Here is a 14,789-nt window from a genome sequence, read left to right as displayed (position 1 = left end):
CCTCTTGCAAATCGGACCACAGGTATTGCGACAACCACTCATAGCGCACCGTCCTGTTGAAGCGCTCGACATAGGCGTTTTGCTGCGGGTTACCCGGCTGGATGTGGTCGAGTTTGATGCCCCAGTCATGTGCCCAACGCTGGATGGTTGCGCTGATGTACTCGGGGCCGTTATCGCAACGAATGACCTGTGGTTTGCCACGCCAAGCAATGATCTGCTTGAGTGCCCGGATGACGCGCTCTGAGGGCAGCGAGAAATCTATTTCGATGCCCAACGCTTCTCGGTTGAAGTCGTCAATGACGTTGAACAACCGGAAGCTGCGCCCGTCCTCAAGTTGATCGTGCATGAAGTCCATGGACCAGACTTCGTTGATGGCCTGCGGCACGCTCAAGGGCTCAGGCTTGCCCCGCACCTGCCGTTTACGCGGTTTGATGCGCAAGTTCAGCTCCAACGCCCGGTAAACCCTGTAAACGCGCTTGTGATTCCATGGGAAGCCTTTGACGTTGCGCAAGTACAGGTAACACAGGCCAAAGCCCCAGTGGCGATTGTTGTCCGTCAGCCGCATCAGCCAATCGGCGATTTGATCGTCCTGGTCATTCTTCTTGACCTCGTAGCGGTAGCATGACTCGCTGACTGTGAAGATGTTGCAGGCCAGCCGGATGCTGGTGCCACGCTGGGCCACCACTTCTTTGGCCATCTCGCGGCGGCGAGACGGCCGCGTTACTTTTTTGCAAGGTACTCCGCAGCAATCTCGGCCTTGAGCTTTTCCTCAATGTACATCTTCTTGAGGCGCCGATTCTCCTCTTCGAGTTCCTTCATGCGGGCCATGAGGGAGGTGTCCATGCCTCCAAATTTGGCTCGCCATTTGTAAAACGTGGCGGTGCTGATGCCGACCTCTCGGCATAGGTCGGGAACGGGCAAGCCTGCCTCAGCGCGTTTGAGCGCATCCATGATCTGGCTGTCGGAAAACTTGGACTTCTTCATGTAGAAATTCTCTTCGAGAAATTTCTACTTCTCGCGCCAGTGGTTTGACGGGAGGATTACCTAACTACCTCCGAAAAACGGGACGAGCCGACTTGCCCGCGCGCTCAGTAGGGTCTTCTATGACGTTATCGGAGACCTTTTCGGATACGAATTGCCTCACAAACGCTTCATCGACGCCAAGCGCGCAACTACTTTGTCCTTTAATCGCTTCAAAGAAGTCATTTCTTAGATTTGGTTTGTACAAATCAGGGCGGCTTCGAGTTAGGCGCAGACATTGCTCTGAAGCCTTTTGCCAATTGCATTCATGAACAAGGCTCCGAACAGTTGCCGCCAACGCTGTAAGATGCTTCGGAATCCGCTCACTCCACAACGAACTAAAATCCCATATGGAATCATCGTAGCGTCCAGGCACGAATAGGTCGATTGATCTCTGTTGCGCTCTCGAAATTAAAGCATTTGTAAGGTTCCTGATGTCGCTGGAGCCCTGCCCTCTAAGTGCGGCTTCAGCCGTCGCATTGTCGACGCCAGCCAGCCGTAGGGTCTCAAATGAAACGTAATCCATAAAGTCAGCAACGCAAGCGGATTGGCGATCGGCAATGAAATTGTCATTGATTTCAGGAACCCCTAAATGCCTTGCGAGGTAATAGTAAACGGACCTCATGGCGGTCAAGATGGCATTGATCCTACCGTTGAATGGATCCGGCATGTATGACGTTGCCGCCCTTTCCCACGACGGCAATGCTGTAGCCGCACCAAAATCTACTAGCCGCCCATCGATAGATATGTTCGAAGACGTGTTGTTCCCGTGTGATAGCCGATGTACGAAGCCATACGCAAGTTGATGCGACCACCGGCGCCATAGAGTATCAAACACCTCTATCAATTCATTTTTACCAATCAAATCTTCTGCACATCGAATCATTTTCATAACCCTGGCAGCGTCTTCCTGCCCTTCGAACTGGTTAAGCGATTCGAAGCCAATTGCGCGTTCGAAATGCGCTGGTCTGAGAAACAGTTCACGAATCAGCAGGACTCGTCTCTCAACCGCTGGAACGACTCCGGCGGGCCATAATTGATCGATTCCAGTGTCAATAATGCCGCGGACTGGAACAGCACCGTAGGGGAAATCGTGTTGTACAACCAAGGAGTAGATTGTCTCCCTTACGCATTCCTCAAGATATGCGCCGCCGGAGGCATGAGCCAGTCGCGTCGATGCTCCGACTAGCGGTGTGCGACCGACACCTTTGATTTGAAGCCCCCCAACGATTGCATTTCTTCCGCTCCCGCCATTTTTGCCTATGCCCGCGCCACCGTATCGATCGGCGACGCCGCAAGTTTGACTCTCAACACAGGACTTGATAGTGTCCGCTGTAACGTAGGAGCAGGCAGATACAAGGGCTGCTATGTTGTCGGCATAGTTTGCATAGGCATTAGCATTGGAAGCCGGTGGCGTAAGTATCCAAAGCGGCTTAGGATCATTAAGCTTCACAAGCTTTAGGGGTACGTGCCCGCACTCACTGGTCAGAAGCACACGTGCAACTGCAGAGAGTTTCTGGTCCGTCGCTTGCATAGCTACGTTGCTTGATTCTGATTAAACTGATTAACGAGCCACTCGCGCAAAGCACCACGAGCCTCGCCAGCTACGCTCGTTGCCACGCTTCTATCCAGTTTTCCAGAATATGTTGAAATTCTACACATTGGCGCCGTAGGAAACAGCCCCCCAGATAGATCGGCGGCAATTTCCTCAGCCGACAGACTGGATGCTGCAAGGTTCCTAAACCAAAGGCTAGATCCTTCGTTCCATTCGGACGGATGTATCCGCGCATTGGCATCAAACGAAACACGTTCAGCAGTTGCATCAGATATCCAGAGCCAAACCAAGACTCCGGTAGGACGTCCATCGACACCTCGATATACTTTAAACTGCTTCAGCGAAACGGCTGTTCGGGATAAATCCCAAGCCTGGCCAAGAAGTATTTTTGAATAGTTCTCGCTTGAGGCCAATCCGAACAAAATCTCTCCGCATTGCAGTTGCGTTTCGATTATGTCGGTAACTTTATCTCGTAGTACCAAGTTTTCAAGTGGCGAGCGATCATCATTTTTTCCACCCTGTATGTACCGACCAATTCGACCATGCATATCAAAATTGAGCTCTGCATTCCGTTGCTCTTTTGCTCTCGCCTGCTTTAACAAGAATCGAGACAATGGTACCCGGAGCTCATCTCTTCGCAGCCTGCGAACTGCCCAGTATGTCCTAAGGTAACTTAGGGCCAAAGTCGGGTTCGGCACGCCGATTTCTTTGATAACGTCAAAATCTCTCACAACTACATCCATCTAAAAGCCTTGCTTTTCCTATATCAAGGTTGTTGTCTGGAGCTTACTGGATCTCGGTTGCGCCCTCATAAACGGTAACTTGTACACCAATACGTTGTAGTTCGCTAGTTAGCGAATCGCGATCACCACACTCATGGTGTGCGCCGACTAGAAATAAGGTGCTGTGCGCTGAGCGCAGCTCTCTTAAAATTGCCCTTGCAAGATTTTTATTTCGCGCAGTAATGGTATTTTTTTGTACAGCTTCAATGCCATTTGACCTAGAGTATTCACTCTCCAAAGAGCACAAGCCGCTTATATCCTGAGCTACCCACGCGTCAATGCTCCGTGCCGCATGCAAATCTAGGGTGTTTTTGAAGTCATGACTCGATAAAACATGGTGCGCATGTCGGAGATACGTTAGTGCCTCAGCCGGATTCAATTTTGTCCCAAAGGACATCGCGGCCTCGTAATCTTCCAGAAAGCATAGGTCAGCCCAAGGCTTGGCGTCCACGAGTTGCTGATCCGGACTTATTCCGAGTGGACCGATCGGCGTAGTGCTAAGGACCGCATCTGCAAGGTAGTAGTCCGAAAACAATTCAAACTCTTTTGCTGCGGCTGGTTTTGCGCCAATGGCCTGGATCAACTTTGCAATCAGATTGGCTCGTATTTCACGTCGCCTAGGAGTATTTGTATTGCTGGCTTGCTCAGCCGCTATTGATTTACGTGCGAGCCGCGAATAAACGTCCTTGGCTTGCCTGGCGGAGCTTGGTTGCTGCATCTCAATGCAAAGGCGCTCAGATTCGCTGATTGCTGAGATCCAACTGGAGGGTAGCTTGAATTTTGGCGCGGCGCCATGGGTCGATAGTACAAGGTAGCCGGCGCCATTTTCCGATCTTAATAAATGTACAGTCTGCGCACTACAGCTGGTTACAAGGCAAGCAGCAAGTAAGATAAGGACGACGATTTCGAATACAAACGTCAACGCCCACGACAAGAAGCTATTAACTTTACTTTCATCTTGTTTCATTACTTTCACCAAAATCGCGCGCTCAAAGGGATCTGGAATTCGAAGCAGGCGGAATACCTGCTTCGAATTCTCAAATGGAATCAGTTGGCGCAGACAAATGCTGCGGCGAGGAATCCGCCAGCTCGGCCGAATCGTGCGCCGATGTTTGCGCCAGCTGGAGCACCAATTCCACCAGAGGGGAGAGCGCCGGCGACGCCACCGATGACGGCACCGATGACGGTACCGGTAATCGATGTCACTGCGACACATGTGCCCATGCCCATCCCGCTGGATGACTGCCAACTAGTGCTCGAAATGCCATTTTCGCCTGTCGCGTAGTCGTCCTCTTCGATGGAGCCTTCGGCAGTCTCACGCCCCCAGTGATCGCCACCAGCGACCATGGAAAGTTGCAGTTGATCAAGTTCTTTCATGATTTACATTTAGGTTTGCCGGCAATAAAGCGGTGCCGGACTTCCGCATTCACTGTATTGAAGTTATTGGTTTCGCTAATGTGGTTTTTAAAACCAGGATGCCAAGCGTAAGCTCCCCTGTCAAGAGGACAGTTGATTTCTAGAGTCTGCAGCAGTTGTGGTGATCAGTCTGGGCATGAACTGCTTGGGCGGTACGCCCCCAAGTGCATCATGCGGTCGGTACTCGTTGTATTGGGTCAGCCAATCGTCGGCGATGGCTTGGACTTGTTCGATGGAGCTGAACAGGTAGGCATCAAGCACCTCCGTTCGGAACGTCCGGTTGAAGCGTTCGATGTAGGCGTTCTGGTTGGGCTCGCCAGGCTCGATGTAGTTCAAGGCAATATGACCTGCCCCCTCCCGCCGTACCAGCCATGCGGAAGTCCGGGTTGAAGGTTACTTGATCTCGTTGCGTGTAGCCGGTGGCGCCTGGTTCTTGGTGCGGTGGCGCTGCGCGAACTCGGCCGGCGGTATCCGACCCAGGCTGCTGTGCGGCCTCACCTCGTTGTAGTCCTGCCGCCAGATGGCGATCTCCGAGCGCGCCTGCGGCAGCGTCTGGAACCAGTGCTCGTTCAAGCACTCGTCGCGGAACTTGCCGTTGAAGCTCTCGATGTAGCCGTTCTGCATGGGCCGCCCTGGCTGGATGAGGATGTGCCGCACGTCGTGAGCTTGCGCCCAAGCGATGAAGGCCCGGCAGGTGAACTCCGGCCCGTTGTCGGTTCTCACCGCCGCAGGGTAGCCCCTGAAGATCGCGGCCCGGTCCAGCAACCGCGTCACGTACTGGCCCGAGATGCCGTAGTCCACGGCGATGTCCACACACTCGTGCGTGAAGTCGTCGGCCACAGTCAGGCACTTGATACGCCGGCCATTGGCCAGGCTGTCGGAAACGAAGTCCATGCTCCACACCTCATTGACTCGGGTCGGCACGGTGAGCGGCACGCGCTCGCTGGCTGCCCGTCTGATCTTCTTGCGCTTGCGCACCGCCAACTGCGCCTGGCTGTACAACCGATAGACGCGCTTGTGATTGACGCCTGGGAACTGTGGGCGCAGCACGTCATGGATGCGGCGATAGCCGAAGCGGCGCCGCACCTGTGCGATCTCGACGATCTTGGCGCTGAGTTGCTGCGTGGCCTCATCGACCACGGGCGGGTTGCGATAGCTGTCTCTGGAGAGCCCCACCAGGCGGCACGCGCGGCGTTCGGACAGATGGTGCTGGGCAATCATCTGGGTCGCCGCGTCGCGCCTGACCTGCGGGGCTAGGGCTTTACGCCGAAGACGTCCTTGAGCGCGTGGATGTCCAGGTGGGCCTCTGCCAGCAGGCGCTTGAGCTTGGCGTTCTCGCCTTCGAGCTCGCGCAGTCGCTTGGCATCCGTGGCCTGCATGCCGCCGTACTTGGCCCGCCACTTGTAGAACGTGGCGTCGCTGAAGCCGCCTTGCCGGCACAGCTCCTTGATCGGCATGCCGGCCTCGGCCTGCTTCAGGAACCCAATGATTTGTTCCTCAGTAAATCTGCTCTTCTTCATGTCCATCATTCTCCTGGTTGATGGACTTCCTCTCCATTACGCTGGTACGGCTGGGAGGGTGCAGGTCAGCATCAACAAGGCCAACTTTGCCATCTTTGACTGGTTCAAGGCGGCCTTCGCACCGCGCTTTACCGACGCCAATGCCCAGCTCAAGGAGTTGTACTGCGTCGATGATCCGGACCTGTACGCAAAGCACCTGGTCAAACCGGCCGGGCGCATCGACCTGCAAGCCATCGAGGTTGAAAAAGAGGGCATCGACCAGATCGTGGCCACGCTGGCGCTCAAGGACATGACACAGGCTGCACTCATCCGCAAGATTTGCACCTACAGCACATCCAATCCAACGCGGCGGGCGGTGTTCGAGTACGACAAGCTGATTCGCAGCATTTACACGTTGCGCTACCTGCGAGACCCGCAGTTGCAGCGCAACGTGCACCGCTCACAAAACCGCCTTGAGTCCTACGGTAATCCTCCCGTCAAACCACTGGCGCGAGAAGTAGAAATTTCTCGAAGAGAATTTCTACATGAAGAAGTCCAAGTTTTCCGACAGCCAGATCATGGATGCGCTCAAACGCGCTGAGGCAGGCTTGCCCGTTCCCGACCTATGCCGAGAGGTCGGCATCAGCACCGCCACGTTTTACAAATGGCGAGCCAAATTTGGAGGCATGGACACCTCCCTCATGGCCCGCATGAAGGAACTCGAAGAGGAGAATCGGCGCCTCAAGAAGATGTACATTGAGGAAAAGCTCAAGGCCGAGATTGCTGCGGAGTACCTTGCAAAAAAGTAACGCGGCCGTCTCGCCGCCGCGAGATGGCCAAAGAAGTGGTGGCCCAGCGTGGCACCAGCATCCGGCTGGCCTGCAACATCTTCACAGTCAGCGAGTCATGCTACCGCTACGAGGTCAAGAAGAATGACCAGGACGATCAAATCGCCGATTGGCTGATGCGGCTGACGGACAACAATCGCCACTGGGGCTTTGGCCTGTGTTACCTGTACTTGCGCAACGTCAAAGGCTTCCCATGGAATCACAAGCGCGTTTACAGGGTTTACCGGGCGTTGGAGCTGAACTTGCGCATCAAACCGCGTAAACGGCAGGTGCGGGGCAAGCCTGAGCCCTTGAGCGTGCCGCAGGCCATCAACGAAGTCTGGTCCATGGACTTCATGCACGATCAACTTGAGGACGGGCGCAGCTTCCGGTTGTTCAACGTCATTGACGACTTCAACCGAGAAGCGTTGGGCATCGAAATAGATTTCTCGCTGCCCTCAGAGCGCGTCATCCGGGCACTCAAGCAGATCATTGCTTGGCGTGGCAAACCACAGGTCATTCGTTGCGATAACGGCCCCGAGTACATCAGCGCAACCATCCAGCGTTGGGCACATGACTGGGGCATCAAACTCGACCACATCCAGCCGGGTAACCCGCAGCAAAACGCCTATGTCGAGCGCTTCAACAGGACGGTGCGCTATGAGTGGTTGTCGCAATACCTGTGGTCCGATTTGCAAGAGGCTCAGCTGTTCGCTGCGGATTTCAGCGATCCCGGACAGTCATTTCAGCGTGATGGCGGACAGCGTTTCAAACTGATCGCGGACAGGTTGGGTGCGCGCAAGTGCCTGGGTTGATGGTAGCTCAGGTGTCCGCGATCAGCCTGAATTGGGCTGGCCCGGACGGTTCTGCGGTGGTTGGTTTGGTGCTCATACCGAGTCCTGTTTCTTGCGCAGCGACTCGCCCTTGAGCGCGATCTTTTGTGCCGAATGGACGATCCGGTCCAAGATGGCATCGGCCAATGTCGGGTCATCCAACCATTGGTGCCAGTTTGAGACGGGTAGCTGACTGGTGATGAGCGTCGAGCGGCTGCCGACCCGGTCGTCGAGCAACTCCAGCAGGTCGTTACGGTCGGCCGCCGTGACCGGTGCAATCGCAAAGTCATCGATGACCAGCAGGTCAATGCGCGCCAGTTGTGCCAGGCGCCGGCCGAAGGAGCCGTCGCCGTGGGCCACCCGCAGCTCTTCCAGCAGCCTCGGCGCCCGCGTGTACAACACCGCGAATCCCTGGCGTGCCGCCTGCTGGGCCAGCGCGCATGCGAGCCAGGTCTTGCCGCAACCCGTGGCCCCGGTGAGCAACACGTTGTGGCCGTGGCGCAGCCAGTCGCAGCCCGCCAGTTGGGTGATGAGGCTGCGATCCAGCCCGCGCGAGCCTCGCCAGTTGATGTCCTCGATGCAGGCGCTGCTGACCTTGAGCTTGGCCGCCTTGAGCAGCCGGGCCAGGCGTTTGCCGTCGCGCCAATCGACCTCGCGTTGCACCAGCATGGCCAGCCGCTCCTCGAAGGACAGCTCGGCCGCTGCCGTGCGGGTGGCGCCATCGGTAAGCGCCTGCACCATGCCGTCTAGGCGCAGGCTGCGCAGTTGATCCAGGGTGTGTTCGTTGAGCAAGAGCTTCTCCTTCTTCAGTGGGGTCAGTGGTAGTAATCGGGGCCGCGCACGTTGTCATGCAGCGGGAGTGCGGCCTGCGTGGCTTGGGCCGGCGCGGCTTGCCGGTCCAAGCCGGTGGCCAGGATCGACTTGACGCTTTGGTAGGTCGGCGAGCGAATCGACATGGCGCGAACGCAGGCCGCTTCCAGCCGCTCGTGGCCGAACTGGCGCGCCAGGCTTTGCAGGCCGAGGCAGGAGCGGTAGCCTTGCTCGGGGTGCGGCCGGTGTTCCATCTGCCAGCGCACCACGGCGGCTGTGGCCACGCCGATGTGCTCACCCCAAGCGATGAGCTTGGCTGGGGTCCACTCTCGGTGCGCCCGGTGGGAGGCCGGCATGTGCTCGGGCGCCGTCGTGTGCGCCCCGCGCCGGACGCTGTAGGCGTGCACGGCCACGCGTTGCTGGCCCGCCAGAATCTCCACCGTGGTCGAAGTGATGCGCAACTCGACCTGCTCGCGCACCAGCCGGTGCGGCACGCTGTAGTAATGGCCATCGAGTTCAACGTGATAGTCAATATTGACCCGGGCGCGCTTGAAGCGGGCGATGGGCATGCGCGCTGCCGGCAGGGGTTTGAGCAGCGGCCGATCCAAGGCCGCGAAGGCGCTGGCCCGACAGCCGGGTAGCTTCTTGAACGGCCGAGCGTTCAGGTCCACCAGCAACTCCCGGACAGCGGCGTTGAGCTCAGCCAGGGTGAAGAAGCGCCGGTGCCGCAGCCGCGCCAGAATCCAACGCTCGACGATTTGCACGCCGACCTCCACCTTGGGCTAGTCGCGGGGATGAGCCGGACGCGCGGGCAGCATCGCCACGTCGTAGTGGTCGCAGAACTCTTCGACCAGACGGCTAGGCGTGGCCTCGTAGCGGTCGGGCCTGGCGATCAGGGCGCGCGCCTGATCCGGCACGATCAGCCGGGGCACGCCACCCATGAACTCCAGCGCATCCATGATGGCGCCGACCCAGTCGGCTGCTGTCTGTGTCGGCGTGGCGCAGGCGAAGGTGTAGTTCGAGGCGCCGAGGACGGCCACGAAGATCTGCGCTTGCCGGATCTCGCCGGTGGCAGCGTCCACCAAGGGCACAGTCTGGCCGGCGTAGTCAATGAACAGGCGCTCGCCGGCCGGGTGGACCTGGCGCATCGAGCGCTTGAGGCCGGCGACCCAGGCGCGGTACTTCACGCAGAAGCTGGTGTACTTGTAGGCTTGCGAGCCGGCGTCGGTCAGACCGCGCTGGTACTCCTCCCAGAGCAATTGCAAGGTGACGCCGGGGCGCTTGAGTTCCTGGTGGACGAGGGCGAAGTCGGGCTCAAGCTGGGTGCTGGACCGAGGCACAGCGGGGCCGTACAAGCGAGCCTCCAAGGCGGCATCGTCCAGCGTCTGGGCGGCGGCCCAGTCCACACCGGCGGCGCGGGCCTTCATAACGACGCTATTGACGGTCGACTTGGCGATGCCAAGCACGCGCGAACACTCGCGCATGCTCAGGCCAGATTCAAGGTGAAGTCGAAGGGTTTGTCGAAGTTTGCGCATGTGAATCCTGGGAGTGGGCATGACGGACCGAAAAATCGGTCAGCATGCCTACGGCTCAGGTCACTTGCGCGCGCCAGGGGTGTCCGGGATCAGTTTGAAACGCTGTCCGCGATCAGCCTGAAATGGTGTCCGCCTTCGTCTGAAACGCTGTCCGCGTTCCGCTGAAATGGGTGGCCGGGATGGGCTGAAATACGCAGTTCGCCACCCAGTGGATGTGGAAATACAATCACGACCGCCCAAATATGGCCTTGGGCGGCATCACCCCCAAGCAGCGACTGGCCAACGTTGCATGACCCTTTCTACTTCTCGATTCAATGTAAAACGGGGGGATTACCCTACCACCAGTTGCGCGCGGCCATTGCCCAGGTGGGCGGCAAGAAGGAGCTGACGGGCCAGACGGACATCGATATCGAGATCAGCAACCAGTGCGGCCGCCTGGTGGCCAACGCCATCATTTACTACAACGCGGCCATCCTGTCGCGGTTACTGGAGCGGTGCCAGGGCAAGCCCAGGGCGTTGACGCTCATCATGTCAACCTCGCCGGTGGCCTGGCGGCACCTGCTACTGGGCGGGCATTACACCTTCGAGGATGGCGGCAAAACGATTGACTTGGACGCGCTACTTGATGGGCTGGATTTGGAGTGACGGAAATTTCGGCGGTTTGTGGTTCAACCCCCGAGACCATGCACATGATCAAGAAGGGGCAGTTGCGCTACCCCGACGGGCAACGTCCGTCCGCCGCAGCGCAGTTCTACAGCCTGGCGTTTTGAGACTCGGCGACCACATCAACTTGCCACGTCAATTGACTGTTATCGCGACAGAACCCTTTTCGACCCCTTCAACGGGATCGCAAAAACCGGCCTGAAATTGCCCGTCTGCTGACTTGCGAACTAGGCCCCACCGCCCATCCATTTCGGACAAGGCTTTAAGCCTGGACCGGCCCGGCTTACCGTTCTCATGCCGCCAAGACATGCCCAGGGCAAACAGCCCCGGCACTCCGTCAAAGCTATGCGCTAGGGTCACCATTTAGAGCCTCAGCGTGACAACTTGCGAACCACGGGAAACCGTCACGCTGGAGCTCTTCAAGCCCGTGACAAGCCAGCCGCCCGGCAGGGACTCACCGACCCGCGCCGTTTTGCGAATCCCCGCGCTGATGACGGTCGCGGAAACCTGCTCGCCCACGCTTGTGATCGACACCAGGGAAGGCGCGGGCATTTCTACCGGCGCCGAGTTGCTGGGCGAGCGCGGCGGCGGCGCAGCCGGTGGAGGGCTTGCCGCCCCCTTCTTTTGGTTGGCCTCGACAATCTCGGCCTCTTGTTTCGCCACATCAAGACGAACTTTGTTCAGCGCACGCTGAGCTTGCAATGCCGCGAGCTTATCGGCGGCGGTTTCTGTGGCCGATACACCACCGACCAGACAGGAGGAACCAACAGCCAGGCACAACGACAATTTGGCGATTTGTTTTGTTTTCATAGTGGCTACCTTTTAAACGCCAGGCAGAATATGTGGAGTGACAAGGGTAATTGTCAGCGTCCGAGAATGATTGCGGTTTGTGCTTGCGCCGCCGATCCCAACATTACTTTGATTCGACCAGTTATCACTAGTATTGCTAACGCTTATTTCTGTCGCGCCCTTCGGAATAACCAAATCAGTCGCGTTTTTACCGCGCGATAGTGTTGGGGCCGTGATTTGCTGGAACGTGGCACCTTCACCAGTCGCAAACTGAGGCTTGCCCGTCAATTTCGATTCCGTGTTACTGAAGCTCAAAATCACCGTGCCGTTATCCGAAACATTCGGAATAATGGTGAAGAATGAGCCATAAGTAACCATTCCAGGGGTCAAACCAGGAACGCCCGTACCGCCAGCCGTGCCGCCACCTGTTGCCGGTGTCGTGCTTGCGAGATAGCTGAAGTCGGTCACATCCAAAACGACCGCAGGCGCGCGATTTCTAGCGTGAATGATCGACGTTTTTTCATTCACGATCTTTCCATAAGCATCAAGCGCTGAAAGCGAGACTTTCGACCCGTCATATCGACCACCGCCGCCCGTATCTTTGAAAGACAGAGAACCCGGCGAACCAAAGTCACCACCAGCGACACCAGCAGGCGGTGAAACCACCAGGCCCCAGCCTGCCGCACCGTTAGCATTCAACGCCTTATAGAGAACATTAAAGTCGGCGCCGAGATTCGTTCCCTCGTTGACCACAAAAGTAATAGTCCTAATTTCAATGTCTACGCGAGTGCGCAGCTTCGAATTTTCGGAGTTGATGAAAGAACCGATTCGGTCAACAATACTTTTTGAGTCGGTGACAACAAATGTCCCCGTTGCGCGGTTCGGTGTTACTTTCCCAGATGGCGACAACATACCGCGAACGGCCTCGATATAATCATTCCAGGGCTCGAATTTGCTAGACAGACTAGAGGTAGACGTATTGCTTGCCGTGGAAGAGCCACCGCTGCTATTACCGCCAGATTGCGAGCCAAGCGAAGTTTGGCCGCCGCCGCTCGTAACATCAGAAACGTCAATTGCTTGCGGCAGCAAATCAACCGAGAAAGTGCGGGTCATCAGACGGTAAAAATAAATTTCGCCGTTTGAATAATCCCAACTCAAACCCGCAGCCCCTGCAATCAGATTCAAGTAATCCGACAAGTCGCCGTTGAAATTGAGCGGCACCATTGTCTGAGCCGGTATCTGTGTGGGCTGGCTCGGCATTGGTAAAGTTTGCGCCGCCTGGCCTTGGGTGCGAGTCGCCGCCAGGTTTGCAGGCAACGGCCCGCCATTGGGGGCCGCTTGCGTGACCGAAATTGACCCCATGGCCATAACTGGCGCAGTAACCGGCGCAACAGCCTGCGCACTCGCCCCGCTCGACTGCGCCAGGTTCGTGTAAATGTCGTGATTGAACCGGACAGCGAGGCCCGTCGATTCACGTACATTGCGCGCGGCCTCGACAAAATGCCCTTCAGAGCGGCCGAAGTTAAGCGAAACCTTATTGAACTTCGCGGGTAACGAAATGCCCGACCGTAATGGGATCGCCTCCGAACCGAGGTAGTTCCCTTTAATGCGCAAGAACGGCGGTTCTTGTGCGTCCCTGAGAACGGCCGCAGGATTGGGAATGTCAGAAATGGTTTTTTCAGCCAGGGCCGCGCGCGTGTCAACCTGGCTACCTGTGACGGCGCAGCCGCTCAAGACAGCGGCGGAAATTGCCAAAAGCGCGGCCTGACCATGCGAACGATGGTTTTTAATTTTCATGGGAACACCCGCGCTTTAGCGCTTGCAGGATTGAGATTCGTGAATGATGCGAATAACGTTGTCGAACGCGCAGGCGTGCAACCGATATTCGCTAAAGCGCGTATCAACCATGACTTGGGTGATGGCCTCATCAAACGTGCCGACATAGGCGGCGCGAAGGGCTGCTTTGTCTTTGGGTGCATCCCAGACAAGAGGAATGTCTGCCCGCTCTGCCCAACGCTTCAGGGCGCGCGAAAGCGTACCGTCTGCCGCGTCGATTTCCCACCGCTGCGGCGGCTCAACAGGAGGCGATACCTCGGCAATTTCAGCCGCCTTATTGCTCGACTGTACCGGCACGGCGGCCGGTGCTGATGCTGCTACGGAAGCAGCTACAGGGAACGCGATAGCAGCGGAACTCTGCGCGCCCGCCGTGGCCGTCTGGTTTGTCGGCGCTGTCAGCCCCGAATTGCCTTGCAATTGCGGGATTCCATTTGCCGCCGCAATGCTTGAACTGCCGACCGGTTCGGCCGGGTGAACCTCTTTCACTTGCCGCAAGATTGCGGCCGAAAGAGGGGCATTGATTTGATGCTCTTTGGTGTAAGCAGAAACTTTGCTCATTCCCGCATCTGGCGAGGTGTTCGCACATGCTGCAAGTACAGAACTCAGACACCCAACAGCAACCAAATTTTTAAATCTCATTTGCGCTCCGCGTATATCCTTGGCGAATGCCAATTTATCAGGGCAAATGCTAACACTAACTTTTATTTTTTGTCATCGTTTTTGCGTGGAATTTGCGCCAAGTCCTAGAACGTTTTTTACTTCCTTAACCGGCACCATGATTCCGTGCTCTTTGAATAGTCTTGAAATCTCGCTTGGGGTGTAATTTTTCAGCGCATGTAGCTCCCGAATTTGCGGTGTATAGCGTTTCAAAATTTCTTCTAATTTCAGAGTCTTTGGAGGCAGCGCTGGCGCTTCAGAAAGTGCCTTTGCCAGTTCTTCAACTTTATCGACGTGATAAATCTTTGCGCGCATGGTGGGTTTAGCTCTGCTTTGTGGATTGATTTCACTCTCATTCTATGAGAGCTTGCAAGCTAAGTCCTCGGCACACGAACACTCGAACAAGGGGGTGAAAGAAGGCTATTTCAGTCTACTTTTTTCGCGTGCGCGAAAAAGCGGTTCTGTCGCGATAACAGTCAATTGACGTGGCAAGTTGATGTGGTCGCCGAGTCTCAAAACGCCAGGCTGTAGAACTGCGCTGCGGCGGACGGACGTTGCCCGTCGGGG

Annotated in this window: 10 protein-coding genes and 7 pseudogenes; 4 read left to right on the top strand and 13 right to left on the bottom strand. The window is 56.8% G+C overall.

Annotated features, from left to right (window positions below; genetic code table 11):
* Position 1 precedes the first annotated feature (1 nt).
* The 7 genes and pseudogenes from AT984_RS04420 to AT984_RS04405 form a co-directional block, all read right to left on the bottom strand.
* Positions 2-984, bottom strand: a pseudogene (locus tag AT984_RS04420) (IS3 family transposase); the annotation flags it as partial.
* A gap of 64 nt (positions 985-1,048) precedes the next feature.
* Positions 1,049-2,554, bottom strand: coding sequence for a hypothetical protein (locus AT984_RS22830; RefSeq protein WP_197418245.1), 1,506 nt, complete (start codon positions 2,552-2,554; stop codon positions 1,049-1,051).
* Positions 2,555-2,556: 2 nt separating this feature from the next.
* The gene (locus AT984_RS22345; RefSeq protein ID WP_082679783.1) at positions 2,557-3,318 is read right to left on the bottom strand and encodes a toxin-activating lysine-acyltransferase; all 762 of its coding nucleotides are present in this window, start codon (positions 3,316-3,318) and stop codon (positions 2,557-2,559) included.
* A gap of 43 nt (positions 3,319-3,361) precedes the next feature.
* On the bottom strand, positions 3,362-4,324 hold the full coding sequence (locus tag AT984_RS22340; RefSeq protein WP_197418244.1) for a TraB/GumN family protein: 963 nt from the start codon (positions 4,322-4,324) through the stop codon (positions 3,362-3,364).
* An 80-nt stretch (positions 4,325-4,404) separates the two neighbouring features.
* Positions 4,405-4,734 carry a Blp family class II bacteriocin gene (locus AT984_RS23195; protein WP_197418243.1) on the bottom strand — a complete coding sequence of 110 codons (330 nt, stop codon included), beginning with the start codon at positions 4,732-4,734 and terminating at the stop codon, positions 4,405-4,407.
* A 120-nt stretch (positions 4,735-4,854) separates the two neighbouring features.
* Positions 4,855-5,115, bottom strand: a pseudogene (locus AT984_RS04410) (integrase core domain-containing protein); the annotation flags it as partial.
* A 51-nt stretch (positions 5,116-5,166) separates the two neighbouring features.
* Positions 5,167-6,293 (bottom strand): IS3 family transposase gene (locus AT984_RS04405; protein ID WP_442952147.1). Its coding sequence is split into 2 segments (ribosomal slippage): positions 5,167-6,050 and positions 6,050-6,293, totalling 1,128 coding nucleotides; the frame shifts between segments, so codons are not numbered across the junction.
* A gap of 67 nt (positions 6,294-6,360) precedes the next feature.
* Between AT984_RS04405 and AT984_RS04395 the strand changes: the two are divergent.
* Positions 6,361-6,756: pseudogene (locus AT984_RS04395) on the top strand (Tn3 family transposase); the annotation flags it as partial.
* A 61-nt stretch (positions 6,757-6,817) separates the two neighbouring features.
* Positions 6,818-7,824 (top strand): annotated as a pseudogene (locus AT984_RS22335) (IS3 family transposase); the annotation flags it as partial.
* Positions 7,825-7,986: 162 nt separating this feature from the next.
* On the opposite strand, the gene istB reads toward AT984_RS22335, so the two are convergent.
* Positions 7,987-8,724, bottom strand: coding sequence for an IS21-like element helper ATPase IstB (istB, locus tag AT984_RS04380; protein WP_058718811.1), 738 nt, complete (start codon positions 8,722-8,724; stop codon positions 7,987-7,989).
* Positions 8,725-8,747: 23 nt separating this feature from the next.
* Positions 8,748-10,298, bottom strand: a pseudogene (gene istA, locus AT984_RS04375) (IS21 family transposase).
* Positions 10,299-10,613: 315 nt separating this feature from the next.
* Here istA and AT984_RS04370 point away from each other — a divergent pair.
* Together AT984_RS04370 and AT984_RS22825 are read left to right on the top strand one after the other, a co-directional pair.
* Positions 10,614-10,922, top strand: a pseudogene (locus tag AT984_RS04370) (Tn3 family transposase); the annotation flags it as partial.
* Positions 10,923-10,954: 32 nt separating this feature from the next.
* Positions 10,955-11,047 (top strand): annotated as a pseudogene (locus tag AT984_RS22825) (IS6 family transposase); the annotation flags it as partial.
* A gap of 256 nt (positions 11,048-11,303) precedes the next feature.
* Here the strand turns inward: AT984_RS22825 and pilP are convergent.
* The 4 genes from pilP to AT984_RS22815 form a co-directional block, all read right to left on the bottom strand.
* Positions 11,304-11,750 carry a type IV pilus biogenesis protein PilP gene (gene pilP, locus AT984_RS04360; protein WP_082679780.1) on the bottom strand — a complete coding sequence of 149 codons (447 nt, stop codon included), beginning with the start codon at positions 11,748-11,750 and terminating at the stop codon, positions 11,304-11,306.
* Between the two features lie 12 nt (positions 11,751-11,762).
* Complete coding sequence (locus AT984_RS22820) at positions 11,763-13,526, bottom strand: secretin N-terminal domain-containing protein (RefSeq protein ID WP_156421895.1); 1,764 nt, start codon at positions 13,524-13,526, stop codon at positions 11,763-11,765.
* 15 nt (positions 13,527-13,541) lie between these two features.
* Positions 13,542-14,123: a TcpQ domain-containing protein gene (locus AT984_RS04355; RefSeq protein WP_058719052.1), complete on the bottom strand. Its 582-nt coding sequence runs from the start codon at positions 14,121-14,123 to the stop codon at positions 13,542-13,544.
* Between the two features lie 153 nt (positions 14,124-14,276).
* Positions 14,277-14,537, bottom strand: coding sequence for a hypothetical protein (locus AT984_RS22815; RefSeq protein ID WP_156421893.1), 261 nt, complete (start codon positions 14,535-14,537; stop codon positions 14,277-14,279).
* Positions 14,538-14,789: the final 252 nt, after the last annotated feature.

Source organism: Paucibacter sp. KCTC 42545 (assembly GCF_001477625.1).
Lineage (GTDB): Bacteria > Pseudomonadota > Gammaproteobacteria > Burkholderiales > Burkholderiaceae_C > Paucibacter_A.
This window is presented reverse-complemented; position numbering and strand designations above follow the sequence as displayed.